This is a genomic window from Neomegalonema sp. (genome assembly GCF_028688855.1).
Taxonomy (GTDB): domain Bacteria; phylum Pseudomonadota; class Alphaproteobacteria; order Rhodobacterales; family Rhodobacteraceae; genus Neomegalonema.
The window spans coordinates 50,351-77,262 of the sequence record NZ_JAQTXI010000017.1 but is presented as its reverse complement, the minus strand read 5'-3'; the positions used below and the strand labels follow the sequence as shown (position 1 = coordinate 77,262).

The 26,912-nt window shown below is 70.2% G+C and carries 31 protein-coding genes, 2 tRNA genes and 1 pseudogene; 10 read left to right on the top strand and 24 right to left on the bottom strand.

Annotated features, from left to right (window positions below):
- The 14 genes and pseudogenes from PHN62_RS13075 to PHN62_RS13010 all read right to left on the bottom strand — a co-directional run.
- Positions 1-888 (bottom strand): annotated as a pseudogene (locus PHN62_RS13075) (hypothetical protein); the annotation flags it as partial.
- A 219-nt stretch (positions 889-1,107) separates the two neighbouring features.
- Positions 1,108-1,183 (bottom strand) — tRNA-Phe (locus tag PHN62_RS13070).
- A 124-nt stretch (positions 1,184-1,307) separates the two neighbouring features.
- Positions 1,308-1,502, bottom strand: coding sequence for a DNA gyrase inhibitor YacG (locus tag PHN62_RS13065; RefSeq protein ID WP_300151337.1), 195 nt, complete (start codon positions 1,500-1,502; stop codon positions 1,308-1,310).
- Positions 1,499-2,566, bottom strand: coding sequence for a ribonuclease E/G (locus tag PHN62_RS13060; protein ID WP_300151335.1), 1,068 nt, complete (start codon positions 2,564-2,566; stop codon positions 1,499-1,501). The genes PHN62_RS13065 and PHN62_RS13060 overlap by 4 nt, the downstream gene beginning before the upstream one ends.
- Positions 2,563-3,174: a nucleoside triphosphate pyrophosphatase gene (locus tag PHN62_RS13055; protein WP_300151333.1), complete on the bottom strand. Its 612-nt coding sequence runs from the start codon at positions 3,172-3,174 to the stop codon at positions 2,563-2,565. Before PHN62_RS13055 ends, PHN62_RS13060 begins: the two co-directional genes overlap by 4 nt.
- Before the next feature lie 2 nt (positions 3,175-3,176).
- Entirely contained in the window at positions 3,177-3,395 is a 219-nt protein-coding gene (gene infA / locus PHN62_RS13050) for a translation initiation factor IF-1 (RefSeq protein ID WP_018632014.1), read from the bottom strand.
- A 94-nt stretch (positions 3,396-3,489) separates the two neighbouring features.
- Positions 3,490-3,993 carry a UPF0262 family protein gene (locus PHN62_RS13045; RefSeq protein ID WP_300151330.1) on the bottom strand — a complete coding sequence of 168 codons (504 nt, stop codon included), beginning with the start codon at positions 3,991-3,993 and terminating at the stop codon, positions 3,490-3,492.
- Complete coding sequence (gene hisD, locus PHN62_RS13040) at positions 3,990-5,294, bottom strand: histidinol dehydrogenase (protein ID WP_300151328.1); 1,305 nt, start codon at positions 5,292-5,294, stop codon at positions 3,990-3,992. Before hisD ends, PHN62_RS13045 begins: the two co-directional genes overlap by 4 nt.
- A gap of 5 nt (positions 5,295-5,299) precedes the next feature.
- The gene (locus PHN62_RS13035; protein ID WP_300151326.1) at positions 5,300-5,863 is read right to left on the bottom strand and encodes a DUF2948 family protein; all 564 of its coding nucleotides are present in this window, start codon (positions 5,861-5,863) and stop codon (positions 5,300-5,302) included.
- 35 nt (positions 5,864-5,898) lie between these two features.
- The gene (gene murA / locus PHN62_RS13030) at positions 5,899-7,200 is read right to left on the bottom strand and encodes a UDP-N-acetylglucosamine 1-carboxyvinyltransferase (RefSeq protein WP_300151324.1); all 1,302 of its coding nucleotides are present in this window, start codon (positions 7,198-7,200) and stop codon (positions 5,899-5,901) included.
- A gap of 110 nt (positions 7,201-7,310) precedes the next feature.
- Positions 7,311-7,475, bottom strand: a complete 165-nt coding sequence (locus PHN62_RS13025; RefSeq protein ID WP_300151322.1) for a hypothetical protein — start codon at positions 7,473-7,475, stop codon at positions 7,311-7,313.
- Complete coding sequence (locus PHN62_RS13020) at positions 7,472-8,695, bottom strand: MFS transporter (protein ID WP_300151321.1); 1,224 nt, start codon at positions 8,693-8,695, stop codon at positions 7,472-7,474. Before PHN62_RS13020 ends, PHN62_RS13025 begins: the two co-directional genes overlap by 4 nt.
- A gap of 3 nt (positions 8,696-8,698) precedes the next feature.
- The gene (locus PHN62_RS13015; RefSeq protein ID WP_300151319.1) at positions 8,699-10,075 is read right to left on the bottom strand and encodes an aminotransferase; all 1,377 of its coding nucleotides are present in this window, start codon (positions 10,073-10,075) and stop codon (positions 8,699-8,701) included.
- 29 nt (positions 10,076-10,104) lie between these two features.
- Positions 10,105-11,031, bottom strand: a complete 927-nt coding sequence (locus PHN62_RS13010) for a LysR family transcriptional regulator (RefSeq protein ID WP_300151317.1) — start codon at positions 11,029-11,031, stop codon at positions 10,105-10,107.
- A 92-nt stretch (positions 11,032-11,123) separates the two neighbouring features.
- Here PHN62_RS13010 and PHN62_RS13005 point away from each other — a divergent pair, with 92 nt between their 5' ends.
- Positions 11,124-11,873, top strand: a complete 750-nt coding sequence (locus PHN62_RS13005) for a sulfite exporter TauE/SafE family protein (RefSeq protein WP_300151315.1) — start codon at positions 11,124-11,126, stop codon at positions 11,871-11,873.
- Positions 11,874-11,881: 8 nt separating this feature from the next.
- On the opposite strand, the gene PHN62_RS13000 is transcribed toward PHN62_RS13005, so the two are convergent.
- Positions 11,882-11,956: transfer RNA gene (locus PHN62_RS13000), tRNA-Thr, on the bottom strand.
- A 121-nt stretch (positions 11,957-12,077) separates the two neighbouring features.
- On the opposite strand from PHN62_RS13000, the gene PHN62_RS12995 reads away from it, so the two are divergent.
- Positions 12,078-12,611 (top strand): SH3 domain-containing protein, encoded by a 534-nt coding sequence (locus tag PHN62_RS12995; protein ID WP_300151313.1) that lies wholly within the window; start codon positions 12,078-12,080, stop codon positions 12,609-12,611.
- A 9-nt stretch (positions 12,612-12,620) separates the two neighbouring features.
- On the opposite strand, the gene PHN62_RS12990 is transcribed toward PHN62_RS12995, so the two are convergent.
- From PHN62_RS12990 to PHN62_RS12980, 3 genes are all read right to left on the bottom strand, one after another.
- Positions 12,621-13,115, bottom strand: a complete 495-nt coding sequence (locus PHN62_RS12990) for a MaoC family dehydratase (RefSeq protein ID WP_300151311.1) — start codon at positions 13,113-13,115, stop codon at positions 12,621-12,623.
- 168 nt (positions 13,116-13,283) lie between these two features.
- Positions 13,284-13,736 (bottom strand): YcgN family cysteine cluster protein, encoded by a 453-nt coding sequence (locus tag PHN62_RS12985; RefSeq protein WP_300151341.1) that lies wholly within the window; start codon positions 13,734-13,736, stop codon positions 13,284-13,286.
- Between the two features lie 5 nt (positions 13,737-13,741).
- The gene (locus PHN62_RS12980) at positions 13,742-14,050 is read right to left on the bottom strand and encodes a hypothetical protein (protein WP_300151309.1); all 309 of its coding nucleotides are present in this window, start codon (positions 14,048-14,050) and stop codon (positions 13,742-13,744) included.
- Between the two features lie 149 nt (positions 14,051-14,199).
- Between PHN62_RS12980 and PHN62_RS12975 the strand changes: the two genes are divergently transcribed.
- Complete coding sequence (locus tag PHN62_RS12975; RefSeq protein ID WP_300151307.1) at positions 14,200-14,898, top strand: TlpA disulfide reductase family protein; 699 nt, start codon at positions 14,200-14,202, stop codon at positions 14,896-14,898.
- Positions 14,895-15,488 carry a TlpA disulfide reductase family protein gene (locus PHN62_RS12970; RefSeq protein ID WP_300151305.1) on the top strand — a complete coding sequence of 198 codons (594 nt, stop codon included), beginning with the start codon at positions 14,895-14,897 and terminating at the stop codon, positions 15,486-15,488. Before PHN62_RS12975 ends, PHN62_RS12970 begins: the two co-directional genes overlap by 4 nt.
- Here PHN62_RS12970 and PHN62_RS12965 read toward each other — a convergent pair.
- Positions 15,485-16,834, bottom strand: coding sequence for an MFS transporter (locus PHN62_RS12965; protein ID WP_300151303.1), 1,350 nt, complete (start codon positions 16,832-16,834; stop codon positions 15,485-15,487). The genes PHN62_RS12970 and PHN62_RS12965 overlap by 4 nt on opposite strands.
- The gene (locus tag PHN62_RS12960) at positions 16,831-17,694 is read right to left on the bottom strand and encodes a 1-acyl-sn-glycerol-3-phosphate acyltransferase (RefSeq protein WP_300151301.1); all 864 of its coding nucleotides are present in this window, start codon (positions 17,692-17,694) and stop codon (positions 16,831-16,833) included. Before PHN62_RS12960 ends, PHN62_RS12965 begins: the two co-directional genes overlap by 4 nt.
- A gap of 96 nt (positions 17,695-17,790) precedes the next feature.
- On the opposite strand from PHN62_RS12960, the gene PHN62_RS12955 reads away from it, so the two are divergent.
- Positions 17,791-18,414 carry a TetR/AcrR family transcriptional regulator gene (locus PHN62_RS12955; protein WP_300151299.1) on the top strand — a complete coding sequence of 208 codons (624 nt, stop codon included), beginning with the start codon at positions 17,791-17,793 and terminating at the stop codon, positions 18,412-18,414.
- A 21-nt stretch (positions 18,415-18,435) separates the two neighbouring features.
- On the opposite strand, the gene PHN62_RS12950 is transcribed toward PHN62_RS12955, so the two are convergent.
- Both PHN62_RS12950 and trpE read right to left on the bottom strand, forming a co-directional pair.
- Positions 18,436-19,758: a DUF3422 family protein gene (locus tag PHN62_RS12950; protein WP_300151297.1), complete on the bottom strand. Its 1,323-nt coding sequence runs from the start codon at positions 19,756-19,758 to the stop codon at positions 18,436-18,438.
- Positions 19,759-19,921: 163 nt separating this feature from the next.
- Positions 19,922-21,445 (bottom strand): anthranilate synthase component I, encoded by a 1,524-nt coding sequence (gene trpE / locus PHN62_RS12945; RefSeq protein WP_300151295.1) that lies wholly within the window; start codon positions 21,443-21,445, stop codon positions 19,922-19,924.
- Positions 21,446-21,573: 128 nt separating this feature from the next.
- Here trpE and PHN62_RS12940 point away from each other — a divergent pair, with 128 nt between their 5' ends.
- Positions 21,574-22,704 (top strand): endonuclease/exonuclease/phosphatase family protein, encoded by a 1,131-nt coding sequence (locus PHN62_RS12940; RefSeq protein ID WP_300151293.1) that lies wholly within the window; start codon positions 21,574-21,576, stop codon positions 22,702-22,704.
- 58 nt (positions 22,705-22,762) lie between these two features.
- Here PHN62_RS12940 and PHN62_RS12935 read toward each other — a convergent pair whose 3' ends face one another.
- Together PHN62_RS12935 and PHN62_RS12930 are read right to left on the bottom strand one after the other, a co-directional pair.
- Positions 22,763-23,929 carry an alpha/beta hydrolase gene (locus PHN62_RS12935; RefSeq protein WP_300151291.1) on the bottom strand — a complete coding sequence of 389 codons (1,167 nt, stop codon included), beginning with the start codon at positions 23,927-23,929 and terminating at the stop codon, positions 22,763-22,765.
- Between the two features lie 114 nt (positions 23,930-24,043).
- Positions 24,044-24,847: a hypothetical protein gene (locus PHN62_RS12930; RefSeq protein WP_300151289.1), complete on the bottom strand. Its 804-nt coding sequence runs from the start codon at positions 24,845-24,847 to the stop codon at positions 24,044-24,046.
- A 291-nt stretch (positions 24,848-25,138) separates the two neighbouring features.
- Between PHN62_RS12930 and rpmH the strand changes: the two genes are divergently transcribed.
- From rpmH to ttcA, 4 genes are read left to right on the top strand one after another with little or no spacing between them, the layout of a single operon-like run.
- The gene (rpmH, locus tag PHN62_RS12925) at positions 25,139-25,279 is read left to right on the top strand and encodes a 50S ribosomal protein L34 (RefSeq protein ID WP_018632040.1); all 141 of its coding nucleotides are present in this window, start codon (positions 25,139-25,141) and stop codon (positions 25,277-25,279) included.
- 16 nt (positions 25,280-25,295) lie between these two features.
- Positions 25,296-25,712 carry a ribonuclease P protein component gene (gene rnpA / locus PHN62_RS12920; protein WP_300151287.1) on the top strand — a complete coding sequence of 139 codons (417 nt, stop codon included), beginning with the start codon at positions 25,296-25,298 and terminating at the stop codon, positions 25,710-25,712.
- Complete coding sequence (yidD, locus tag PHN62_RS12915) at positions 25,709-25,957, top strand: membrane protein insertion efficiency factor YidD (protein WP_300151285.1); 249 nt, start codon at positions 25,709-25,711, stop codon at positions 25,955-25,957. Before rnpA ends, yidD begins: the two co-directional genes overlap by 4 nt.
- Entirely contained in the window at positions 25,954-26,901 is a 948-nt protein-coding gene (ttcA, locus tag PHN62_RS12910) for a tRNA 2-thiocytidine(32) synthetase TtcA (RefSeq protein ID WP_300151283.1), read from the top strand. The genes yidD and ttcA overlap by 4 nt, the downstream gene beginning before the upstream one ends.
- The last annotated feature ends 11 nt before the right edge of the window (positions 26,902-26,912 follow it).

The window sequence follows — 26,912 nt, the reverse complement described above, 5'->3', positions numbered from 1 at the left end:
GTTCTCGATCACGACGCCATAGGCGATGGTGTAGACGGTCAGGATGTCGAGGGTGGGATTCGGAGCGTAGGAGGCCCATCCGCCTCCGCCCTCCTCGACGAGAAGCGAGGCGGCGCGCAGATCGATGGTGGTTCCGAAGGTCGAGGCGCTGAAGTCGATGGCGTCGACGCCTCCGGCGTCCCAGATCGCGCGGATCTCGCTGGTCAGACCGTAGGAATTGTTGCCGATCCTGTAGGAGGTGTTCGCGCCGTAGGTGGCCTGAAGCGCCGCGATGTCGAGCGCGCCGTAATGGCTGATGTCGATGTTGGGCGTATAGGACGGAAAATAGAGCCCCGGCTCTTCGTAGATGTGGAAGTCGGCGTAGGACATGCGCGTGTAGAGGCGGGAGGAAAGGTCGAAATGCCCCGTGTCGTCGGGATCGTCCTTCGTCACGCCCGGCAGGACGATCTCCCCGCTGAAGGGATGCGTCAGCCCGACGGCGTGTCCGATCTCGTGGACCACCGTGAAGTCATGCTCCGTGAGCGTGGCGGTCTCGATCACCACCGGCGACTGATAGCCCGGAGTCGGCAGATAGGCGTATCCGGCGGTGCCGCCGCCCGGATCGTTCACGCTGTAGAGCGGAATGTCCGATGCGGCCGTGCTCGCGGCTTCCGAGAAGGTCAGGGTGGTGAAGGAGGAGATTTCGGCGAAGGCGTCGCGCGCGAGCGTCTTCTGGCTGGCGTTCCAGGCGTTGGAGGCGGTCGAGCCGTCCGGATAGGCGCCGCTGAAGGGCCCCGCAGGCGCGAAGGCGTAGGTCAGGCTCGTGGAGGTCCACTTGTAGGACGCGAGCGTGAGCGCCCCCAGAAGCGGATGCGTGTAGGGATCGATGTTGCTGGCGCCGAGGGACATTCCGTTCTCCATGGATCTGCGTTCATGTCACGCCCCTCCGGAAGCATAACCCAAGGAGGCAGGCGGGGAAATCGCTGATCTTCGACGCTTTCGGGGGGGCCTCCGGAGCTCTGCGTCCGCCTCGACAGGACGGACCGCCCGAGACAGGCGCAGGAAAGGGCGAGGCTTCGCCCTGCGGCCTGCGATACACCTGAATTTTCCGGGAGAATTAACGCAAGATGGTGCCCAGGAGCGGAATCGAACCACCGACACAGCGATTTTCAGTCGCTTGCTCTACCAACTGAGCTACCTAGGCGCGCCATCTTGCGTGGGCGGCTTGATAACCGATGCCGGGAGGCTTTGTCCAGAGCTTTGTGACGTCCGCGCAAGAAAGCTTCGCAGAAAGATCCGGCGCGCGGAGACGCCCCTCCGGCAAGGCTTCAGGAATCCTTCTCGCCCGCGTCGCTGGAGAGGGAGTCCTCTCCGGAGATGCGGTAGTCGCCGCGCAGCCAGCGCGCCAGATCCACGTCGGCGCAGCGCTTCGAGCAGAAGGGACGCCAGCGCCTCAGGCCCGGCGCCCCGCAATGCGGACAAAGCCCGCCCGTCGGCTGCTGGTCGGGAGAGAGTTCGGTCATGGCGAGCCTCCGAGTTCGGCGAGCGCCGCCGAAAGCGGGGGACGGTCGCGCCGTCGCGTCGCCTCGAAAAATCCGAGCGGGCCCCAGCCGAGCGGCCTCCAGGCCGGATCCTGAGCCGAACCCAGGACTCTGGCCAGACCCGCCCGGTCAGCCTCGCCCAGATCGCCCGCGAAGTCCACCGCCACCGCTCCCCCCAGACCCAGAAGCCGCAGCCGTCTCGGGATCTCGCGCGCCGCCGCCCGGTTGACTCCCATGCGGTCGCCGCCCGCGTTCACGTCCACGGCGATCAGCGCGAGGGTCGTCTCGATCTTCATCCAGCCGCCGCCGCTCAGGGGAATCTGCGGCGCGGTCAGATCGGCGAGTCGGGAATCCAGATCCCAGGCCTCCATGAGCGAGCCCGCGAAGAGCCGCGCCTCGGGGACCTCCGCCGCCGCGCCCGCGTCGGCCAGAAGCTCCGCGCCGCGCCAGAGCCCGAGGGCGCGCGCGAAAAGCCCCGGACCCGCCTTCAGCCGTCGCGGAGGCCCCGAAGCCGCCGCCGTCTCCATGACGCGGTATTCCTCGACCAGCCGCGCCGCCTCGGCCCTCAGGGCCTCCGGCGCGAGGCCCGCCGCCTCGGTGCGGATGACGAAGCCGCCCTCCGGCGCGAAGGAGGCCAGAGCCGCCTGAAGCCCCTTGCGGATCGCCGGATCCTCGATCTTGCGCGAGACGTTGATGCCGGGCGTCAGGGGCGTGAAGACCAGCCAGGGCCCCGGCAGATCCGCCCCGAGCCGACAGCGGGCCGCCTTGTCGCCCTCGGCGGCGCGCTGGACGGTCGCCAGAATCCGCGCGCCGGGCGTCAGGCCGCCGCCGCCCGTCAGGAAGCCGCCTTCTCCGCCGCCGATGTCGAGGAAGGCCGCGTCCAGACGCGGCGCGACGCTCTCCACCTTCGCGGCGTGGAGGTCGCCCGGTCCGGCGCGCTCCTGGGCGGTCGCGGGGCGGAGGAAGAGGTCTTCAAGCCGTCCGTCATGGATCAGCGCCGCCAGATCGCGGCGGGCGTCCCGACTGAAGAGGGCGGTGCGGCTCATGCCGCGCAGGCGGGGGCGGGCGGAGAGGCCGGACGCCAGCCCGCCGCTTCGAGCAGGCCCGCCGTCTCGGCCAGAGGCAGCCCCACCACGGCGCTGTAGGAGCCGTTGAGCCAGGGCACGAAGCCCGCCGCCCGGCCCTGGATGGCGTAGCCGCCCGCCTTGCCGCGCCATTCGCCCGAGGCCAGATAGCCTTCGATCTCGGCGGGCGAGAGGCGCTTGAACCGCAGGAGGCTCTCGACCGTGCGGGACCAGTGGCGGGAATCGGCGACGCGGATCAGCCGGACGGCCGTGATCACCCGGTGACGGCGGCCCGAAAGCCGCTCCAGATGGCGGCGGGCCTCGGCTTCGTCGGCGGGCTTGTCGAGAAAGCGGCGCCCCATGCAGACCACCGTGTCGGCGGCGAGGACCAGATCCCCCGGCGCGGCCGACTCCGCCGCCTTGAGCGCCTTTTCATGGGCGAGGCGTTCGGCGCAGGGGCGGGGAAGCTCGCCCGGAAGGGGGGATTCGTCGATCTCGGCGGGCGCGATCCGGGCAGGCTCCGCCCCGATCTGCGCGAGCAGGGCGGCGCGGCGCGGCGAGGCGCTCGCCAGAACCAGCCGCAGGTCCATGCTCAGCGGAAGCGATAGGTGATGCGGCCCTTGGTCAGGTCGTAGGGCGTCATCTCGACCTGCACCTTGTCGCCGGCCAGAACGCGGATGCGGTTCTTGCGCAGCTTGCCCGCCGTATGGGCGATGATCTCGTGGCCGTTCTCCAGCTTCACGCGGAAGGTCGCATTGGGCAACAGTTCCGACACGACGCCGGGGAATTCGAGCGTCTCTTCTTTCGACATGCAGATTCCGTCATTGGGAGGGCGGCGCAGGGCTGCGGCCGCCGAGGGCGGTAATGACCCCAGACGCGAAAAAATGCAAGCGCCGCGTGACGAATCACCCGCGGTATTGCAACGCCGCCAGCAAGGTGAACAGCCGCCGCGCCGCGTTCTCGTCGAGGATCAGCCGCTCGGCGAGCTTCTCGCGGAGCAGCGCCGCGCCTTCGTCATGAGCGGCGCGCCGGGCCTCGTCGAAACGCTCGATCTCGGCCACGGGCAGATTGCGCACCGCCGAGACGTAGCCTTCGCAATAGGCCGCGTAATCCTTGAGGATCTTGCGGAAGGAGGCGATGGACAGATCGATCTCCGCCGCCTTCGCGCCCTCCGCCGTGGTGAGCAGCAGCGTCAGGCTGCGGGCCCTCAGCCCGAGCGTCAGCCGCCAGGGGCCGGGCGGAGGCGCCGGCTCGGCCTCGGTGGGGCGCAGGCCGAGGCTCACGTTCTCCACGAGGTCGTAGATGGCGATGCGCCGCTCCATCTCGCCTTCGGGCGAGGCGGCGCCGTCGCCGTCGAGGACCACCTCGATCAGGCGTCCGGAGGGGGCGGCGAGGGGGGCTTCGGTCATGGCGGTCCTCCGTTCCCGAGCCGCAGCGTCACCGAGGCCCCATGAGCCTGGAGCCCCTCGGCCCGAGCCAGCCGCGCCGCCGCCGGACCCAGGGCCGCCAGAGACTCCGGCCCGGCCTTGAGCAGGGTCGTGCGCTTGAGGAAGTCCAGAACCGAGAGCCCGGAGGCGAAACGCGCCGTGCGGTCGGTGGGCAGCACGTGGTTGGGCCCGCCCAGGTAATCGCCGAGGGCCTCGGGGGTGTGGACGCCCATGAAGATCGCGCCCGCATGGCGGATCCGGGCGGCGAGGGCCTCGGGATCGGCGACGCAGAGCTGGAGATGCTCCGGCGCCACGCGGTCGGAGAGGGCGGCGGCCTCCTCCAGATCCCGCGCGACGATCACGGCGCCGTGCTTCTCCCAGCTCGCGGCGGCGATCTTTTCGCGCGGCAGGGTCTCGAGCGCCCGCGTCACGGCCTGGGCCACGGCCTCGCCATGGGCTTCGTCCAGCACGATGAGGATGGATTGCGCCGATTCGTCATGTTCGGCCTGCGCCAGCAGATCCATGGCGATCCAGTCGGGATCGGCCCCGGATTCGGCGATGATCAGCACTTCCGAAGGCCCGGCGATGGAGTCGATGCCCACCCGCCCGAAGACCTGACGCTTGGCCTCGGCCACATAGGCGTTGCCCGGCCCGGTGATCTTGTCCACCGGCCTGAGCGGCCCTGCGCCATAGGCGAAGGCGCCCACCGCCTGGGCTCCGCCGATGCGATAGATCTCGCGCACGCCCGCCAGGCGCGCCGCCGCCAGAGCCAGAGGATTCAAGGTTCCGTCGGGCGCGGGCATGCAGATCGCGATGCGCCGGACTCCCGCGACCTGCGCCGGAATGGCGTTCATCAGCACCGAGGAGGGATAGCTCGCCTTGCCGCCCGGCACGTAGAGCCCGACCGAATCCAGCGCCGTCCAGCGCCAGCCGAGTTCGACGCCCGCTTCGTCGGTCCAGCGGGCGTCCGGAGGAATCTGGCGTTCGTGATAGAGGCGGATGCGGGTCGCGGCCAGCTCCAGCGCGGCGAGATCCTCGGGCGCGCAGGAGGCCGCGGCGGCCTCGACCTCCTCGGGCGAAACCGCGAGGGTCTCCGGAGTCAGGCGGAGACGGTCGAATTTCGCGGTGGCCTCGATCACGGCCTCGGCGCCGCGCGCGCGGACGTCTTCAAGGATGGCGCGCACCGCTCCGGCGACGTCGGGGGCGGCCTCGCGCTTCTGGTCGAGCAGGGCCTGGAAGCGGGCTTCGAAATCCGCCGCGCGGGTGGAGAGTCTCACGGGCACTTGATTCAGCTCCCCTTTCCCTTGAACAGACGCCGCAAGGCCCCCTCGCGCGCCAGAGTCCGGCTGCGGGCGTGGCGCGGGCGATGGGCGGCGGCGCGCGGAGGCGCCAGATCGGTCAGGCTGACCTCCAGGGACTCCACCCGCAGCCGGAAGGCCGCGCCGCCCGAGCAGGTCAGCAGGATCTCGCCGCCGGGATCCGGAGAGGGCGCGCCCGTCTCCTCGTCGGCGGGCTCGGCGCCCGAGGGCGGCGCGCGGCGGAACTCCACCGAGAGCAGGTTCAGCGCGGTCTCCGGCGCGGCGCCCGGCCTCAGGCCCCGGGCCTGGGCGCCCCGGACGTGCTCGAAGGCGAGGGCGGTCCGCACGCGTTCGTCGCGTCCGTCCTCCTCCCAGCGGAAGCGCTGGAGCGGCAGCAGGAAGCGCCGCTCGGCGGCGTTCCACCGGACGTCTCCCACGCGCCCCACGGCGTCCTGAAGCAGGGCCGAAAGGATCTCCAGATCCTCGGGATCCTGCGCGCGCAGCCTCAGGCCGCGCGGCGCGACGGCCTGAGGCCGTCGATCCGCCTCCGTCATGTCGTCGTCCCCCAATTTCCTGGGCCGCCCGAGAATCAGGCGACCGCGGCGCGCGTCGTGGTCGTCGGCTGGTCGCGCAGACGGCGGATCTCGGCGCCGCAGGCCGAAAGCTTGGCCTCCAGCCGCTCGTAGCCGCGATCCAGATGATAGACGCGGCTGACGGTGGTTTCGCCCTCGGCGGCGAGCCCCGCCAGAATCAGCCCGATGGAGGCGCGCAGATCGGTCGCCATGACCGGCGCGCCCTTGAGCCGCTCCACGCCCCGCACCAGCGCCGAGCCGCCATGCACCTCGATGCGGGCGCCCATGCGGGTCAGCTCCGGAGCATGCATGAAGCGGTTCTCGAAGATGGTCTCCTCGATGCGGCTTTCGCCCTCGGCGGTGGCGAGCAGCGCCATCATCTGGGCCTGGAGATCGGTCGGGAAGCCGGGGAAGGGCGAGGTCTCGACATCCACCGCCCGCAGACGCTCGCCCGGCTTGCGCGAGACGCGCAATCCGCGCGGCGAATCCTCGACGGAGACGCCCGCGGCCTCCATGCGCTCGATCAGCGCCGCCACGAGGTCGCGCCGCGCGCCGAGGATCTCGACGGAGCCCCCCGCGATGGCCGGGGCGAGCATGTAGCTGCCCATCTCGATGCGGTCGGGGAGGACGCGATGGTTCGCGCCGCGCAGACGCTCCACGCCCTGGATCCGGATGGTGGAGGAGCCTTCGCCCTCGATCTGCGCGCCCATGGCCCGCAGGCAATGGGCGAGATCGACGATCTCGGGCTCGCGGGCGGCGTTCTCGAGGATGGTTTCGCCCCTCGCCAGCACCGCCGCCATGAGCAGATTCTCCGTCGCGCCCACCGAGACGATGGGCGAGACGATCCGCGCGCCCTTCAGCCCGCCGGGGGCCTCGGCGAAGACGTAGCCGTCGCGCAGGTCGAGCTGCGCGCCGAGGGCCTCCAGGCCCTTGAGATGCAGATCCACCGGACGCGCCCCGATGGCGCAGCCGCCCGGAAGCGAAACCTGCGCCTTGTGCTCGCGGGCGAGCAGCGGCCCCAGAACGAGGATGCTGGCGCGCATCTTGCGCACCACGTCATAGGGCGCCACGCAGCTTTCGATGGCCGAGGCCCTCAGGGAGAGCTGTCCCACCACGCGGTCGCGCCAGACCTCGACGCCCAGACCCCCGAGCAGGGCCCCCATGGTCGCCACGTCGGCGAGGGCGGGGGCGTTGACGAGCGTCAGGGGCTCGTCGGTCAGGATCGCGGCGGCCATGAGCGGCAAGGCGGCGTTCTTCGCGCCGCTGACGGGGATTTCGCCGAAAAGCGGCTTGCCGCCGCGCAATGCGATTCTGTCCATGGATGGGTCCGTCTCCGCGGCGAGGATGTCATGATCCGTTCAGGCTACGGTCATCCCCCTTAACGACCTGTTGCTTTCGTCTTAGGGCCGTTGCGGAGCGAGGGCAAGAATCAAGCTGGGGTCTCTTCCGCGGGAGGCTCCTCCGGTCTGGCTTCTTCTTCGGCGCGGCCTCGCGCCTGAGCCTTGCGACGGCGCAGATTGGCCCGCAGCTCCGCCGCCAGACGCGCCGCCCGTTCGGCTTTCGGATCGGGTTTTTCCGGAGCTTCGCCGCTCATGCGGTCTTCTCCTGCGGTTCGGGCGGGTGGCGCGGCGCGAGGGCGTAGATCAGCACCGCGCCCGACAAGGCCGCCGCATAGGCCCAGAAGACCGCGCCATAGGCGACGGCCGGATCGCCCAGGCCGCGCAGATCGGCCACGAGTCCGCCCGTCAGGGCCTGGCCGAGCCCGAGGCCTCCGATGGAGAGGAAGTTCATCAGCGTCACGCCTTGCCCGACCAGCCTTTCCGGCAGGAATCGCCGCGCATGGCCCAGATGCACGCCGAAGGACAGGCCCGTCATGCCGATCAGCCCGAGCAGGACCACCGAGAGCGTCATGGAGCGGTCCACCGCGAAGGCGAGGACTCCGCAGAGCAGGGCCGTGATCCCCGCGCCGGGCAGCACCACGCCCTTCTGAGACCCCACCAGACGATCCAGCGGCGCATAGAGGAAGGAGCCCAGAGTCATGGCCGCGGCCATGACGAGGATCGCCAGACCCAGGGATTCGCCGCTCAGGCCGAAGACCTCGTCGAGATAGGGCCCGGCCCAGAGGCCGCGAATCCCCGCCGGAACCGCGTAGCTCACGAGAAACAGCGGCATCATCGGCCAGAGCGCCTTGATCTTCAGCACCTCGAGGAAGCCCCCGAGGCCCGGCGCGACGCCCTCTTTCGGCGCCGGCGGATCGCGCACCAAGGCCCAGATCGCCAGAGCCCCCGCGCCCGAGATCGCCGCCAGAGCCCAGATCGTCCCGCGCCAGCCGAGGGCCTCCATGGCGAAGGAGAGCGGCGCGGCGCTCACGAGATTGCCCAGAGCCCCCACCCCGAGCAGCGTCGAGGAGAGGAAGGCGAAGCGCGCGGGCGGCATGGTCCGGGCGTAGATGTAGAGGCTGGCCATGTAGATGGGCGCGCAGCCGATTCCGATCAGCCCCATGGCGAGGGTGACATGCCAGGGCGCCGTCGCCTGAGAAAACACCGCCAGTCCCGAGAGGCAGCCGAAGGCCATGAGCGCCCCCGTCACCCGTCGCGGCCCGACCCTCCCGAGCATCGCGCCGATGGGGAACTGCATCAGCGCGAAGACGAGGAAGAACATCGCCGAAGCGGGCGCGAAATCCTCCGGCGCGACGCCGAACTCCCGCGCGAGGACCGGCGTCATCACCGCGAGGCAGGCGCGATAGAACTGACTCAGCACATAGCCGAAGGCCAGAGCGATCAGGCCCGGAAGGGCCGGAGAAACCAGAGCCACGGCTTATCCCTTCAGGATGGGCGTCACGTCGTCGAGCGCGCCCTGCAGGGCGTCGAAGATCTCGTCGATCTCGGAAGGCGAGACGATCATCGGCGGGCAGATCCCGACGCCGTCCGAAGGCAGAGGCCGCAGCAGGACTCCGCGCGCCGCCGCCGCCTCGTAGACCTTGAAGGCCGCTTTGGCCGCAGCGGGGAAGCTCGCGCGGGTGGTTTTATCCGCCACGATCTCGACGCCCCCGATGAGGCCCTTGCCCCGGGCCTCGCCGACGAGGGGGTGATCCGCCAGAGCCTTCAGGCGGCTCTGGAAATGGGGCGAGACGCGGCGGACATGGCCGAGGATGTCGCGCTCTTCGTAGATCTTCAGCGTCTCCAGAGCCACGGCGGCGCAGACCGGATGTCCGCCATAGGTCAGGCCGATCCCGAAAGTCCCGAGCTCGCCGCTGCGCCTGGCGAGGACGTCGTAGATCCGGTCGGAGACGAGAGTCGCGCCGATGGGCAGGAAGGCCGCCGACAACTGCTTGGCGCAGGTGACGACGTCCGGTTCGAGCCCGAAGCTCTGGGAGCCCCAGAATTCGCCCGTGCGGCAGAATCCGTTCACCACCTCGTCCGCCACGACGAGGATGTCATGCTTGCGGCAGACCGCCTGCATGGCGGGCCAATAGCCCTCCGGAGGAACCACCACGCCCCCCGCCGCCATCAGCGGCTCGCCGACGAGCGCCGCGATGGTCTCGGCGCCCTCGCGCCGGATGAGGGCCTCGAATTCGGCCACGAGCCGCGCGGTGAAATCGGCTTCGGTCTCGCCGGGACGGCCCTCGCGGTAGAAGCTCGGGCAGGTCAGACGCAGGAAGCGGTCGGAGGCGGGGAGATCGAAGCCGTCCTGCTTGTAGGCGAGGGCGGTCAGGCTCCCGGCGCCGAGCGTCACGCCGTGATAGCCCCGCGCCCGCCCGACGAGCTTCTTCTTCTCGGGGCGCCCGAGGGCGTTGTTGAAATACCAGATGCTCTGGATGGCGCATTCCATCGCCTCCGAGCCGGAATTCACGAAGAAAGGCCGATGGGCCGGAGCAGGCGCCAGAGCGCCCAGCGCCTCCGAGAGCTCGATCAGCGGCGGATGCGAGCGCTGGGCGAAGCTGCTGGAGAAGGGCAGGGCGCGCATCTGCTTCACGGCGGCCTCGACGAGCCTTTCCTCTGAAAAGCCGAGTCCCGCGCACCAGAGGCCCGCCAGCCCGTCGATGAAGCTTTTTCCCGCTTCGTCGGTGAGGCGGATTCCCTCGCCCGAGACCATCACATGCGCCCCTTGGGCCTTATGGGCCTGAAGATTGGTGTAGCCATGGAAGACGGCTTCGGCGTCGCGGGCCGAGAGCGAATTGGGGCGTTGGGTCATGGAAGGGGCTCCCTGGGTTTGGGCGCATCCTAGGCAGGGGCGCAGGCTTTGGGTAGGCCTGATTCAGGCGGAGGCCCAGCCCCCAGATGGGCCGCCAGAGCCCGCGCCGAAGCGGGAAGTCCGGCGAAATCCCGCGCCGCGACGACCAGTTCGCGCGTCGCCCAGGGGTCCGAGAGGCGACGGATCGTCAGGCCCCGGCGACGATTGCGCAGAGCCGCCGACTCGGGCATGGGCGCGATCCCGATCCCCTTCGCCGCCAGCAGCGCCAGAGCCTCGAAGCCCGGCGCGCGCAGCCGGACCCGCATCCGGCCTCCGGCGAGTCGGGCGCGCTCTTCGAGATGGGCCTGCAGGGGGGCCTCGGCGGGCAGGCCGACGAAATCCGCCTCCAGAGCCTCGGCCAGAGCCAGAGGCCCCCGCCGCCGCGCCAGATCATGCCCCGCAGGCAGCAGAAGCGCGATGCGGTCGAGGGCGAAGGGCCGCAGCTGAAGGGCTTCGGCTTCGGGGCTGCGCGCGAGGACGCCGAACTCCGCCTTGCCGTCGAGGATCGCGCGCAGGATTCCGGCGCTCGGGCGTTCGAGGATCTCGACGTCCATGCCGGGGCGCCCGGCCAGCCAGTCGGCGAGGGCTTCGGGCAGGAACTCCGTGGCGGCGGCGGTGTTGGCGGGCAGACGCAGCAGACCCCGCGCCCCCGAAGCGCAGGCCTGAAGCTCTCCGCGCAGATCCTCGGCCTCGCGCAGGATGCGCCGCGCCCGACGCGCCAGGATCTCGCCCGCCGCCGTGGGCGAGGCGCCGCCGCGCCCGCGCTCCAGAAGCCTGAGTCCGCTGGCCTCCTCCATGCCGCGCAGCCGCGCGCTCGCCGAGGGCAGGGCCAGATTCGCCCGGACCGCGCCCTGAGTCAGGCTGCCCGCCTCGACCACATGCAGGAACAGCCGCAGATCCGTCAGATCGAAGCGCATGGCGAGCCCTTTTCCGGGCTTCGGGCTTTCCGAAGCCTGACTTCGGATCTTCCGCATGGCGCGCGGGGGCGCAAGTCCCGCAAGCTCGCCGCATGACTCAGGATATGCTGCTTTCGGCCGCCTTGATCGGCCTCGTCTTCCTCCTCGCCGGGATCGTCAAGGGCGTGAGCGGCATGGGCTTGCCGACCGTGGCCATGGCGCTGCTCGGGGCTCTGCTGAGTCCCGTGGCGGCGGCGGGTCTGCTGGTTCTGCCTTCGCTGGCCACAAATCTTCAGCAGGCTCTCGCGGGGCCCGATCTGCGCGGATTGCTGAGGCGCTTCCGGCTGATGTTCGCGGCCACGGCCCTGACGGCCTTGTTCGCCTCAAGCTGGCTGGCGAAGGGCGACGCCCGCCTGACCGCCGGGATTCTCGGCGGACTGCTCATGGCCTACGCCGCCTATGCGCTTTTCGCGCCGCCCTTGCGGATCCCGCCCGAAGTCGAGCGCCGGGCCTCGCCTCTGGTGGGCGTGGCGACGGGGCTGGCGACGGGCGGCGCCGGAATCTTCGTGATGCCCGCCGCGCCCTGGCTTCAGGCGCTCGGGCTCGGCAAGGAGGAGCTGACCCAGGCCCTCGGACTCTCCTTCGCCGTCTCGACGCTGGCTCTGGCGGCGGGTCTGGCCCTGCATGGCGCCTATGGGGTGGGGAATCTCGGGGCTTCGGTTCTGGCGCTGGCTCCGGCGACGCTCGGCATGTGGATCGGAGGGATCCTGCGCCGTCACGCCAGCCCGGCCCTGTTCCGCCGGGTCTTCCTGATCTCTCTGGCGGTTCTCGGGGCGGAGATGCTGTCGCGGCTCTGGCGCTGAGGAGAGAATGGCGCCGCTTGTCCGATTTGAACGGACGACCTACCGCTTACAAGGCGGTTGCTCTACCCCTGAGCTAAAACGGCTTGACGCGGAGCATGAAGCAAGCAGGCCCTCAGGGCAAGTCTTCTCCTGAGCGGGCTCCTGCGCTTTCGCGCCCCGCGCCCTCGCTTGACGCCCCGGAGGCCCTGCGCTTATCTGCCTCGCATGATGACATCCGCGCTCAGATTCCTGCTTCTTCCGGTCGTTCTGACGGCCATGGCTTCGTCCTTCGCGCCGCCCCTCGCGGCGCAGCAGGAGGGCGAGCGCGTCGAGATTCGTCCGGGCCGGGTTTCGGGCCGCCCCACGCCGCGATTCGAGAGCCTGCGCAATCCCGACACCAATCTGCGCGTCGGGCCGGGCGAGAGCTACAAGATCCTGTGGGTCTATCACCGGCGCGGGATGCCGGTGGAGGTCTATGACGAATACGACGTCTGGCGCCGGGTGCGCGCTCCGGACGGAGAAACCGGCTGGCTGCATCACACCCAGCTTTCGCTCGCGCGCACGGCCTTCCTGCTGAAGGAGACGGAGCTGCGCGCCGCGCCGGATTCCGTCTCTCAGGCGACGGCGCGGCTGGAGGCCGGCGTGACGGCGACGCTCGTCGAATGCCGCGCCGACCTCTGCCTTCTGGAGGCGGCGGGACTTCAGGGCTGGGCGCCGAGATCCGCGCTCTGGGGCCTGCGCCCTGAAGAAGTCTTCTGAACCGACGTTTCAGCCGCCCGCCGCGCCCTGGGCCTCCGCGACTTCGGCTTCGGGCCTGGGCGGGGGCCGACGATCCACGCGCATGACGGCCTCTCCGGTCAGCACGGCGCGTCCGCGCACGGCGCAGACGCAATCGAAGGTCACGTTGGAGCGTTCGAGGTCGATCTGCGCGACGGTCACCTGAGCGGTCACCGTGTCGCCTGCCCGCACCGGGCCGCGAAAGGCGAGGTTCTGCTTGATGTAGACGCAGCCCGGCCCCGGCAGACGCGTGCCCAGCACCGTCGAGATGAAGGCCGCCGTCAGCAGGCCATGGGCGATGCGGCCCTTGAACATGCTCTTGGCGGCGAACTCCTCGTCGATGTGGACGGGGTTCATGTCGCCGGAGATCCCCGCGAAGAGGACGATGTCCGTCTCGGTCACGGTTTTGGAGAAGCGTTCGCTCATGCCGAGGGCGAGATCCTCGAGATAATATCCATGCGCGTCGTCTGGGGCGCCGCCGAACATGCCGAAACTCCTCTGAGATCCTTGCGAGCAACAAGATTGCGCAAGATGCGCTTTTGATTGGCGCAAATTATCACAGGACTCCCGGGAAATGGAGCGCGAAGGCGTCGCACCCGACGAAAGTCCGAGAGCGCGGCTTTCGCGCGACGGAGTCCCGCGGAAGGGGCGGCCTCAGATGGGATCGCGCAGGATTCGTTTCTCCCAGTCGCGGCGGCGGACCAGCTTCTCGGAGACGGTGCGCCCCTTGACGAGAATCCCCGCCTTGAGGGGGCCTTCGGGGTCGCCGCAGACCAGAGGATGCCACTCCGGCAGATCCTTGCCCTCCGCGAGCAGCCGGTAGGCGCAGGTCTTCGGCATCCAGCTCGCCGATTCGCGCACGGTCTCGGGCGTGAGCAGCACGCATTCGCGCACCCGCTTGCGGCGGTTGGGATAATCGCGGCAGCGGCAGGTCTCGCCGTCGAAGAGCCGACAGGCGATGTCGGTGTAATGGACCTCGCCCTTCTCGTCCTCCAGCTTGACGAGGCAGCAGCGTCCGCAGCCGTCGCAGAGCGACTCCCATTCCTCGGGGGTCATCTCTTCGAGGCTCTTGGCGCGCCAGAAGGGCTTCGCGGGGGGCTTGGCCATCTCGTTCACGATGCGGCTCCGGAATCTCCGACATGGCGGAAGAGCGCGCCCCAGCCGTCGAGGAAAAGCCCGGCGATGAAGACGACCGCCGCCACGAAGACCGCGACGGCCAGAAGATTCAGCACGATGTTGCGCGGGGTCATCCGCCAGTCGAGGGGGGGATCCGGATCGGTCTCTCCGGGGTCGAGTCCCGCGCGTTCGCGGGCTTCGGCGCCGGTGAGCGCGCCGCCGGCCTCATGGCGGAGCTGGTCCAGCCGCGCCTGAGCGTCGCGGGCGGCTTCATGAGGGTCTTGCGGTTTGCGGGATTCGGTCATGGGGGCACCATATCCCTGCGGGAGGGCGCCGCAAAGAGGCCGCAAGGCCGCGGCTCTCCGGCTTGTGACCCCGAGTCGCGTCCGAGCCTCCCTGATTTCCGCAGGAAAGGGATTATAAACTCTGCGAAAATCGCTTCCGGAGCCTCCGCATGCGCCTTCTGTCTTCCTGTTTCCGGCCTCTGGCTTTCGGAGCCCTGGCCGCTCTGGCCCTGGCGCCCGCCGCCGAGGCCGCCTGTCGCGATCCGGGCGCCCGGATGATGTTCGCCGAGGGCGGATATTTCCAGCCGCCCGCGCCTCTGAAGCCCGAATCCGTGCGTTTCCTGCGCGCCGACGGGAGCATCGGCTCTCTGGAGGATCACAAGGGCAAGTCGGTGATGCTGCTCTTCTGGGCGACCTGGTGCGGCGGCTGCATGATCGAGCTGCCCGCGATCGACGCCCTGATGAAGGAGTATGAGGGGACCGATCTGGTGATCCTGCCGCTCTCCATCGACGAGGCCCAGGACCCGAAATCGGCGCAGCAGGCCCTGCTCTGGTATCGCGGCGAGAACCCCGAGGCGCCCGGCGAACACGAACTGACCAGCCCCGTCGAGGAGATGCAGTTCCTGCGCGGGGCGGTGCGCTGGTTCCTCGACCTGAAGGGCTGGAGCCATATCCCCGCCAACGTCGATTACGGCCGCGCGCTCTTCGACGAGCTCTGTCAGGCGGGAACTCCGGCCCATGTGATCCTCAATCCCCAGGGCGAGGCGGCGGAGATCTTCGTGGGCGCCCAGCCCTGGGACAAACCCGGCGGACGCCGCTATCTCGACCGCCTCGCAGGCAAGACCTCGACTCAGGGAGCCGCGCAATGAACCGCCTTCTGAAGGGGGCCGTTCTGGCCTTGGGTCTGGCTCTGGCGGCGGTCGGTCCGGGCGCGGCGCAGATGGTGCCGGGCCTGACCGCCGAGGCCGCGCGCTGGGAATCGCAGCATGTGCGGCCCGCTCCGCGGAAGCTGACCGCGCCGGATTTCCCGATCCTCCACGCCGCCGAGGGCCGCAAGGGCTCTCTGGCCGATTACAAGGGCCGGGTGGCGGTGGTGACGCTCTGGAAGAGCGATTGCCCCATCTGCCGCCGCGAGATGCCGATCCTCGACCGCCTCGGGGCGGAGATGGCGCCCGAAGGGCTGGTCATGGCGCCTCTGACGCTGGACCTCGACCTCGACCGCGCGCGCTTCGCCTTCGAGGGCTGGGGCGTGCGGAGCCTGCCGGTGATCCAGGATCTGGAGCGGATCAACGGAACCTTCTTCGCCCTGAGCGTGCATCAGAGCATGTCCATCTCGACGCCGACGACCTATGTCCTCGACAAGGCGGGCGAGATCCGGGGCGTGGTCTGGGGCGCGGGCGACTGGGATTCGCCCGGCGCCAGGGACTGGCTCCGGGCCCTGATGGCCGAGAGCGTCTAACCCCGTTCTCCGAAGCCGACGGCCCTGCCGATGCGCCCGAGGATTCCTTGCGGCGCGTCGGCGGCCGCCCAGAGCGCCGCCAGGAAGCCCGTCGCCCCCACGAGCGCGAAGATCGCCTCATGCGAAAGCCCCGCCGCGATCAGCCCCATGGCCGCCACCGAAGACAGCACCATGAGCAGGGAATCCAGCACGTTCGAAGCCGCGACCACGCGTCCGCGCGCCTCCGGCTCGGCGGCGGTCTGCATCCGGGCGTTCAGCGGCGTGATGTAGAGCCCCGCCGCCGCCGCCAGACCCACGAAGCACAGCAGGATCGCCCAGGCCCATGCTCGGGTCCAGAAGGCCGCCGGACCCATCAGGGCCTCCGGCAGAGGCGCCGCCGCCTGATAGGCCTTCGTCGCGAAGAACAGCAGGATCGCCAGAACCGCCATGCCGACCGCCGCCCATCCCGCGAGATCCACCCGCGCCTCGCCCTTGTAGAGCCGCGCGCAGGCCGCCGAGCCCAGAGCCACCCCGATGGAGAAGGCCGCCAGCAGGATCACCGAGACGTTTTCATCCGCCCCGAGCGACTCCTTCGCGAAGGGCAGCACAAGGGCCATGTAGGTCGCGCCGAGGAACCAGAACCAGGCGATGTTGAGGATCGCCTTGAAGGCGGGACGATTGCGGCGGGTCTCGCGGATGACGCTCCAGACGGCGCGCGGAAAGACCCAGTCGACCCTGGGCGGACTCGCCCCGAGGGGCGGCGCAGGCGGAGTCTTCAGGCTGAAGAGCCAGCCCGCGACCGCCACCAGAACCACAAGGACCGAGATGATCGTCACCCCCGCCTCGCTGAGCACCAGCTTGGCGCCGGCGATCTGTCCGAAGAGGATCGCCAGGAAGGTCGCCGCCTGGATCAGGCCGTTCCCCGCGACCAGCTCGCCCGGCTTCAGATATTGCGGCAGGATTCCGTATTTGATCGGGCTGAAGACCGCCGATTGCGCGCCCATCAGGAAAAGCAGCCCGTAGAGCAGCGTCAGGTTCTGGAGATGATAGGCGAGCGCCGCCAGCAGCATCAGCACGATCTCCGCCGCCTTGACGCGCTTCATCATGAGGCCCTTGTCCATGCCGTCGGCGATCTGTCCGGCGGTGGGGGCGAAGAGCGCGAAGGGCAGGATGAACAGCCCCGCCGCGAAGGCGTTGTGGAATCCGGCGTTCAGCCCGTGCAGATCCGCCAGACGGAAGGTGATCAGCGAGACGAATCCGGTCTTGAACACCTGATCGTTGAAGGCTCCCAGCGCCTGGGCGCCGAAGAGAGGCCAGAATCTCCGCTCGCCGAGCAGACGCAGCGGAGAAGAAGTCGGATCGGTCATCGGGGGAGCATCTCCTGGGCGGGGGCGGGCAGGCCCGGACGCGTCGCAGGCTCTCCGCTTTCGCCGCCGCGCGCAAGCCGTCCGGAGTCGGAATCCGCGGAGGCGCAGGCGGCGGCGTGCTCGGCCTCCAGAGCCGAGACGGCGGCTTCGAGGCGGCGCTCCACCTCCAGCATGAAGTCTTCCTTGCCGAGGCCCGGCGGAATCGGCGGCAGGAACTCCAGGACCGCTTGCGCGCCGGGATTCTTGACCCATTCGCGACGCGGCCAGATCCGCCCGAGATCCTGCGCGACCAGATGGGCGGGCGCCTGCAACGCGTGATAGATCCTCCAGACTCCGCTGCGCATGGGGGCGCGCTCGCCGACGGGCATCAGGCGGCCTTCGGGATAGATCAGCACCTGACGCCCCTCCGCGACGGCGGCGCGGGCGGCCTCGGCCACGGCGGCCGATTGCCCGCGCTCGCCTTCCGTGCGCACCAGCAGGAAACCGAGCGCCCGCAGGATGGGGCCGAAGAAGGGGTAGCGCTCCAGTTCGGCCATGGCCACCGGCGCGAGCTCCGGCGTCAGCCGCGCCATGAGGATTCCGTCCAGTTCGCTCTGATGGTTGCCGATGATCAGGGCGCCGCCTTGCGGCATGTGCGCGCGGCCCCGGATCTCGATGCGCGCGCCGAGGAGGCCGCGCGTCAGAGCCAGCGTCCCCCCCGCCCAGAACCGGAAGAGTCTCCGCAGCGGAATCCGCGCTCCGATCAGCGCGAAGGGCGTCGCCGCGAGGGCCAGAATCAGGGTGAAGCCGTAAAACGCGAGGTTGAAAAGGGTCGAGCGCAGGAAGCGCATGGCCGGATCCTTGTCATGAACAACGTTCATATAACATGATGGGTCTTGACCTGCGCGTCAAGTCCCGTGAACATCGCTCAAGATTACCTCGACGCCGCACACCCAACCCGACGGAAAGGGAGCCCGATGGCGCGCCCGCGCAAATCCGAAGACGCCATAGCCGCGACCCGGGAAGCCTTGATCCTCAAGGCGCAAGAGGTGATCGGCGCCGAGGGGCTGGGGGCTCTGACGGCGCGTCGGCTCGCCGCGGAGGCGGGTTGCGCGGTGGGGTCGATCTACACGCATTTCCCGAATCTCGACGCGGTGATTCGCCAGGCGAGCCTGCGCGAGTTCGAGGGATTGCGGCGGGCTCTGGAGACGCGGCGGGCTTCGGCGCGGACGGAGGGTCTGGCGCCGGAAGCCACCTTGCTGGCTCTGGCGGAGGCCTATCTGCGCTTCGCGCAGACGCGGGGGCGGAACTGGAGCGCGATCTTCGAGCATCGCCCGGCGGACGCTCCGCCGGAGTGGTTCCACGAGGCGCGGGCTGCGCCCTTCCGGATCGTCGAGGAGGTGCTGGAGGATCTGGCGGGCCCCGAGGCTGCGCCTCAGGGCGCGCGGGCGCTCTGGGCGGCTCTGCATGGCGTGGAGTCTCTGGCGAGCGCGGGACATCTGGCGCTGATCTCGGCGCCGGGCGCGGAGGAGCTGGCCCGCGATCTGGTGCAAGGCTACATCTCGGGTCTGCGCGCCCGGACTCCGGCCCCTGCGGGATGAGCCGCGCGGGCGGACGCGGGGCTAATGCCCCCCGTCCTCCGCGATGCGGCTTTTCAGGCGCTTCAGGAAGAGCCAGACCCCGAAGAGGATCGGCGGCACGCTCAGGGCGGTGAGGATCTTGGGCTCCACGCCGATCTTCGCCGCCAGAGGCCCCAGCAGATAACCCGCCAGACTCACGGCGTAATAGCCGATGGCCACCACCGAAAGCCCCTCCACCGTCTCCTGAAGGCGAAGCTGGAGATCCGCGCGGCGGTCCATCGAATGGAGCAGCGCCTGATTCTGCTCGGCCAGAGCCACGTCCACCCGGGCGCGGAGCAGGTCGCTCGCCCGCGTGGCGCGGGCCGACAGATTCTCCAGACGCTCGCCCCCCGACTCCACCGTGCGCATGGCGGGGGCGTAACGGCGGGTCATGAACTCCTGAAGGGTCTGGACGCCCTCGATGCGCTCCTCGCGCAGAGCCGCGATGCGGTCCCAGAGAATCGCCCCATAGGCCCGCGCCGCTCCCAGACGAAAGGCCGTGCGGGCGGTCATGGCCTCGATCTCCGCCGAAACCGAGGTCAGACGCGCGAGGCTGGCGCGGTCGTCGCCTTCGGCGCCGCGCTCGGGAGCGCTGATGGCCTGGGTGGTCTCGACGAGCGCCGATTCCGCCTCGGCCAGACGGGGGCCGATCTCGCGCATCACCGGCAGGGCCAGCATGGACATGGCCCGATAGGTCTCGATCTCCAGCAGCCTTTGCGCCATGCGGCCCATCTGGCGCGGCGAGGCCTCCGGGCGGGTCAGCATGAGGAATCGCGTGAAGCCCTCGGCGTCGAGGCGGAAGTCTCCGAAGACCCGCGCCGCGCCGCCCGCCGTCGCGCAGCCCGCGAGGCTCTCGCCGGTGAACTGGCCCGCCGCCTCGGGCGGAGGCCCGGCCTCTCCGGGCGAAGCGCCCTCCCAGGGCCGCAGTTCGGCGTGGATGGCCGCCACCGCGACTCCCGGCGCCGAGGCGAGCCAATCATTGGGCAGAAGCCGCATCGGGTTCTCGGCGAAGGGCCTTTCGCTGACTCCCTCGGCGAAGATGGTGTAGGCGACGAATTCCGAATGCATCTCCCATTTCACGCGGAAGCGCCCGAAATCGGCGAAGTGATGCCCGGCCTCGGGCGCGGGAGGCGCCACGCCGAAACGCGCGCAGAGCGCCGCCATATGGGCGCGGTCGATGCTGCGGTCGCGGTCGATGGCCCGCTCGATGCGCTTGAAGGCCAGATGCGCCATGCGGCAAGGCGCCGTCAGCGCCGGCGCCGGACGGGCGTGCAGCTCGTTGATGAGCGCGGCGCGGCGGGGATGTTCGTGCAGATAGGGCGTCATGAGGCGGCTTTGCAGTTGGGCGATGGAGCGGCGAGCTGGCGGCGAGCATAACGCAAGACGCCCCCGCAGAGGGGGCGTCCATCCGTCTCATGCGCTTTCGGCGCAGGGCCAGTCTCATGCGCCTTCGGCTCAGGACCAGCCTCATGCGCTTTCGGCGCAGACCTCACCGGCGGTTGCGGGCCTTGCCCTCGGCGTGGCGGATGGCCTCTTCGGCGGCGCGGGCCGGAGCGCGCGCCTTGTTGATCGTCTCCTGACGCTCCATTTCGGAATCGGAGTCGTAGACCACGCCGCCGCCCGCCTGAGTGATCATCTCGCCGTCCTTGAACAGCGCCGTCCGGATGGCGATGCAGGCGTCCATTTCGCCGTTGGCCGCGAAATAGCCCACGCCCCCCGCATAGACGCCGCGCCGCTCGACCTCCAGTTCGTCGATGATCTCCATGGCGCGGATCTTGGGCGCCCCCGAGACCGTCCCCGCAGGCATCCCCGCCAGAAAGACGTCGAGCGCGTCCACATCCGCGCGCGGCACGCCCGTCACATGGCTGACGATGTGCATCACATGGCTGTAGCGCTCGATGGTGAAGGTCTCGGTGGGGCGCACGGTCCCGACCTTCGCCACGCGGCCCACGTCGTTGCGCCCGAGGTCCAGCAGCATGAGATGCTCGGCGCGTTCCTTGGGATCGGCGAGCAGTTCGGCTTCGAGGCGGCGGTCCTCTTCGGGCGTGGCCCCGCGCGGACGCGTGCCCGCGATGGGCCGGAGCTTGATCTCGCTCGGCGTGTAGGTCACGAGGATCTCCGGGCTGGCGCCCGCCACCTGAAAGGCTCCGAAGTCGAAGAAGAACATGTAGCTCGACGGATTCGTCCGGCGCAGCGCCCGGTAGAAGGAGAAGGGCGGCAGCTTGAAGGGCCGCCGCCAGCGCTGGCTGAGCACCACCTGGAAGATGTCGCCCGCGCGGATGTAGTCCTGAGCCTTCGCCACGATGCTCCGATAGGCTTCGGGCGCCATGTTGGACTCGGGTTCGACGTGGCCTTCGTCGAAGGCGCGCCGGTCGATCTCCTCGTGAGGGAGGCCGCGCTCGATGTCCTCCACCGCGTCGCCGAGCCGCTCGGCGGCGCGCTCATAGGCCGATCGGGCGTCCACGCCGGGCGAAGGCCGCACGGGCGTGGAGAAAATCACCACGTCGCGAGCGTGGTCGACCACCGCCATGATGGTCGGGCGGAGCAGGATGGCGTCCGGCAGCCCGAGCCTGTCCTCGGGCGGATCGGGCAGGCGCTCCACCTGGCGGATCATGTCGTAGCCGAGATAGCCGAAGAGGCCCGCCACCATCGGCGGCAGGCCCTCGGGCAAGGGGAGACGGCTTTCGGCCATCAGCGCCCGCAGGGATTCCAGAGCGGGCCTGGAGTCGGGCGCGAAGGTCTCGGGGTCGATGCGGGCGGAGCGGTTGACCTCGGCCTTGCCGTCGCGACAGCGCCAGATCAGATCCGGCTTCAGCCCGATGGAGGAGTAACGTCCCCGGTCGCCGTCGATCTTGACCGATTCGAGCAGGAAGCAGTCGCGCCGCCCGTGGCCCAGCTTGAGCATCAGCGACACCGGCGTGTCGAGGTCGGCGGGCACGGTCGTCCAGAGAATCTGGCCCTCGCCGCTTTCGTAGGTTGCGCGGAAGGCGTCGAAGCCGGGCTCCAGATTCATCGGGCGCGCTCCTTGGCGGCTGGTCCGGGAGGGGAACGCATCCGCTTATAGGGGCTCGCGCGGCGTTCGCCAAGGCGCGGGACTTGCTATAAGGCCTCACAAGGCCCCATCGCGGAGGAAGCGGAGGAATGCGGATGCCTCAAGGCTCGGAGATGCGTCTGGCCTGCTGGAACGTCGAATGGTTCGACGCGCTCTTCGACGCCGAAGACCGCCTGCTCCTCGACGAGCGCCGCGCCCGACGCTACGGCGTCACGCGGCGCGAACAGGCCGAGGCCGTCGCCGCCGCGATCCGCGCCGTCGATCCCGACGCGCTGCTGGTGGTCGAGGCGCCGAACACGGGCTCGCGCTCGGGGCGCTCGGCGGTGCGGGCTCTGGAGGGCTTCGCCGCCCGCTTCGGCCTGCGCCAGAGCGCCGCGCTCTCGGGCTTCGAATCGGAGACGGATCAGGAATTGGTCCTGCTCTACGATCCGTCGCGGATCTCCGCGAAGCATGATCCGCAAGGCCCCTCGCCCGAGCCGCCCAGGGGGCTCGCGGCTCTGGCGGCGCCCTCGGCGGAGGCGCCGCGCTTCGACGGGCTCTATCGCCGCGACGTGAACGGCGACGGCGAGGCCGAAACCCATCGCTTCATCCGCCCGCCTCTGGAGCTGGATCTGCGCCACAGATGCAGCGGCGCGGCCCTGCGGCTGATCGGGGCGCATCTGAAGTCCAAGGCGGGCGCCAACGGCAAGGATCGCGAGGCGGCCGCCGCGCAGCATCTCGCCAATCGCCGCAAGCAGCTCGCGGAGGCGCTCTGGCTGCGCGAGCGGATCGAGGCCCATCTGGCGCGGGGCGAGGATCTGGTCGTGCTCGGCGACTTCAACGACGGGCCGGGACTGGATCTCTACGAGCGGCGGCTCGGGGTTTCGAGTCTGGACGCCATCATCGGGACCGGAGCGCCGCCGGACAGGCGGCTGCGGACTTCGGAGACGAAGGTCCGGTGGACTCCCGACCATGGTTGGGTCCCCGCCAGCGCGCGTTTCCACGACGCCGCCACCGGCGGGACGGTGGACGCGCTCATCGACTTCATCCTGATCTCGCCGGGGCTGGCCGAGCGCGCGGAGCCGCAGTGGCGGATCTGGAATCCCTGGCAGGACGCGGCGCTCGCCCGCGAGGTGGAGACCACCCGCGCCCTGACTCTGGCTTCGGATCATTTCCCCGTCTCGCTGGATCTGAAATTCGCGCTCCAGAGCGCGCCGCCCGCCTCGCCCATCGGGATCTAGAGCGCCGTCCAGCGGAGCCGGAACGGCTTCGCGTCGTGAACAGGCGGCCCGGCAAGACCTAGGGCGCCGAGATCTGTCCGCCGAGGATCGCCGCCGGAGCGCTCAGCAGCAGATTCGCCGCGCCGCCGACCGTCCGGGCCGCGCCATGCACGAAGATGGTGAACTGATCGTCCAGAGGAATCGAATCCGAGGCCACCCGGACTTCGCCCGAATCGATCAGCCCCCCCAGAAGCCGCACGATCTCCGGACTCTGGGCGAAGACGCCGTGATTCAGCCGGTCGTCGCCCTTCATGCCGGTCAGGTCCACCACCGTCAGATTGGTCATGCGCAGGCCGGTCCTGTAGGGCTCGGCGTTGGGGTCGATCTGCCCGAGCCGGTCCACGCCCCCGCCCAGCCGCTGCGAAAGCGCCAGAGCCCGGTCGTCGCGCGAGACGAAGACCACGATGTTCGGCGGCGTCGCGCCCAGCTCCAGGAATTGCCCCGCGAAGACGTCCACGTCCAGATCCGGCGCCGCGAGCGCCACGTCGCGGATCTTGGGATCCACCCGCCCGTCGCGGATCGCCATCTGACGCAGAGCCTCCATCGCCAGCCATGACCCCATCGAATGGGCCACCACCGAGATCTCCTGGACCTCCGGCCGGGCGGCCAGCTGGCGGAGGATCTCCTCCAGCGCCTCGCGCGAGAAGGTCGCGCTGTCGCGGTCGTAGACGTAATCCAGCGCCGAGCCGCGCGAAGGCCAGGAGAACAGCAGCGGAGTCGCCGCCATGCGCGAATCCCAGGCGATCTGGGCGTAACGATAGACCGAGGCCTCGAAATTCGAATTGTAGCCATGGACGAAGACCGCCACCCGACCGCTCGGCGGGGGATGGTCGCGCGCCCAGTCGCCGAGCTGGTCGGCGGGCAGACGGCGGGCCTCCAGCACGGCGAAATCCGTCGCGGGATCCGGCGGCAGGCGCTCGGGCCACTGCACCGCGCCGGGCTTGCGCGCCTCGGGCGGAGGAATCGAGACGCTCAGGGCGATCAGCGAGGGCTCGAAGCTGCGGCCTCCGGTGAACATCTCGCCGGGATCGGTCGAGGCCGCGCGGGTGGTCGCCACGAGCATCTCCACGCGCCCCGCGCCCGGAGGCGGCGGCTCGGCGATGGGCGCCAGCACGTTGACCGCGCGCGTCGCGCAGCCCGCCAGCAGGGCGGCGCAGAGCAGGAAGGCGAAGATCCGGCGCGTCATCGAAGGGCCTCGCAGGCGAGCGTGAGGCCCTAGCTCTAAGGCGCCCGCCCGAAAGCCGCCAGAGGCCTTCGCGGGGCGGGGCCGCCGCGGGAGAGCCGCAGGAGAAAGACCCCGTCAGGCGCTGCGGCGGGCGGGCTCGGCGAGGGCCTCCTCCAGGGTCAGGCCCACCACGGGCTCGCCGGTGAGGGGGCTGGCGACCAGATGGCGCGCCTGGAAGCGGTCGCCGCTGGAGAGAGCGATGGTCGCGCCGTCCTGAAACCCGAGCCCGCTGTGGATCAGCGGCAAGGCCATGTCGGTCAGGCGGCGGCGCAGCGCGGAGGCCTCCAGCGCGCAAGGATGGATCTGCAGCTCGCGCCCGACGAAGGGCGTCAGGCCGCGGGTCACGGCGCCGCAGCCCTCGGGGCCCTCGCGCAGATCGCAGCCGACCCAGATGCGCGCGGGCGCGACGCCCTCGCGGATCTCGCGGGCCGCCGCCACGAACTCCGGGCCGGGGGTGAAGGTGCGGCCCTCCGCGAAGATCACCGCGGGCGCGCGGAAGAGATCCGCCAGGACGCCCGCCGTCAGCGAGACCGTCCGGGCGCCCCGCAGCGCCGCGGCCGGGCCGGTCGGCGCCTCCACCAGCCCGATCACGACATGGGCGCCGGTCGGGCGCGCGGCTTCTCCGGGGCGGGTCGGCCCGAGCCGCGCCATGTTCCGCAATTCGGTCGGAGCGGGGCCCTCCCGGAACATGACCACCACGCCCACGCCCTCCGCCGAGAGGAGAATCATGCCGTCGGGCTTGCCCGAGGGCGGCGGATCGAGCGGCGCGAGGCTCTCGAAGCTCCCCGGCGCGACGAAGCGGCGCATCCCGGCCATGAGGCCCCGGACGGAGAGCGCGGCGGGCCGCTCCAGAAGGACATGGGTGAGGAAGCGCGTCATGAGAGGGATCCTGAGCAGGGCGGGAGAGAGGACGCTCCAAGTCTGACCCATGAATCTTGCGGGAGGGTTTCAGGCGAGCCTCCGCGCGGATAGCTCTCCTTTTTTCCCTCCCCGCCCGCAGGGAGAGCTGCGGGCCGCGCGGCGGGAGATTGACGCGCCGTCCCGCCGCGCCTATAAGCGGCGACCTGACGACGCGCGCTCCGGCGAGGGCGCGCCGCGTTCTGTTTTCCGACCCTCGCGCCGCTTCCGCCCATCGGGTCCGGAGCCGCGTCGAATCCTGGGAGAGACCCGATGGCCACCAAACGCACCTATCAGCCGAGCAAGATCGTCCGCGCCCGCCGTCACGGCTTCCGCGCCCGCATGGCGACCGTCGGCGGCCGCCTGATCCTGAAGCGCCGCCGCGCCAAGGGCCGCAAGACGCTCAGCGCCTGAGATCCGACGGCCCGCCATGCCCCGGCTTGAGCGGATTCGTCACCGGCGGGACTTCCTCGCCGCCGCCAGGGCCCGCAAATGGGTCTCGGGCGGCCTGATCCTGCAGATGCGCCGACGCGCCCCCGAGGAGCCGCAGACGACTCCCGAGGCGGCGCGCGTCGGCTTCACGGCCAGCCGCAAGATCGGCGGAGCCGTCGAGCGCAACCGCGCCAAGCGCCGCCTGCGGGCGGCGGCCGCGCAGGTTCTGGCCGAGGGCGCCGGCGCCGGCGTCGATTACGTGCTGATCGCCCGGCCCGAAGTCACGCTCGAACGCCCCTACGCCGCCTTGCTGACCGATCTCGCCGAGGCGCTGCGCCGGGTCGAATCGCCTCCCCGCGCGAAGGATTCCGCCAAGGGCCCGCCCTCCGGACCGAAGGGGGAGGGCGGCGCATGAGCCTGTCCCGCGCTCTGGCCCGGGCTCCGGTGCTGTTCTACCGGGCGGCGATCTCGCCCCTGCTCGGGCCGGGCAAATGCCGCTTCCAGCCGACCTGCTCCGCCTATGCGCTGGAGGCCATCGAGGGCCATGGCGCGATCCGGGGGCTCTGGCTGACGGTCCGGCGGGTTCTGCGCTGTCACCCCTGGGGCGGTTCGGGCTATGATCCTCCTCCGCCTCCTCCCTCCTCCCGGAGCCGCTCATGAACGCCTTGCCTGAAATCGAGGATCCGGGCGCGCCCGAAGGCGGCCCCGCCGTCTTCCGGAACGCCCCCGACAGCGGCGAATTCAACAAGCTGCGCAACCGCCTCGCCAGGCTGACCCGCCAGGCCCTCGACGATTACGGCATGGTCGACCCCCAGACCCGAGGCGCCGGAGAACGCTGGCTGATCTGCCTTTCGGGCGGCAAGGATTCCTACACGCTGCTCGCCATGCTGATGGACCTGAAATGGCGCGGCGTGCTGCAGGCGGATCTTCTGGCCTGCAACCTCGACCAGGGCCAGCCGAACTTCCCGAAAGAGGTTCTGCCCGATTACCTGACCTCCATCGGCGCGCCCCATCGCATCGAATATGAAGACACCTACTCCATCGTCACCGAGAAGATCCAGAAGGGCGCCTATTGCTCGCTCTGTTCGCGGCTGAGGCGCGGCAACCTCTACCGCGTCGCGCGGGAGGAAGGCTGCAAGGCGGTGGTCCTCGGGCATCACCGCGAGGACATCCTCGAAACCTTCCTGCTGAACCTCTTCTACGGCGGGCGTCTGGGAGCCATGGCGCCCAAGCTGCTCAACGAGGACGGCGATCTGCTGGTGCTGCGGCCTCTGGCGCTCTGCGCCGAAGCCGAGGTGGCCCGCTTCGCCCGCGCCATGGCCTTTCCGATCATTCCTTGCGACCTCTGCGGCTCTCAGGAGGGCCTCCAGCGCAACGAGATGAAGGCCATGCTCGCCGAATGGGACAAGGCGCGTCCGGGCAGGGTCGCGACCATGTTCCGCGCCCTCTCCAACGTGCGTCCGAGCCACCTGATGGACCGCCGTCTGATGGATTTCGCGGGGCTCGATCCGCCCGCCGCCGCTCCCGGGGCCTCCGGCGCGCCCGAGGCGCTCCGCGAGCCCGGCCCCGGCTCGGGACCGCCGAATTTGCGCGAAAGAGCTTGACGGGCGCGCCT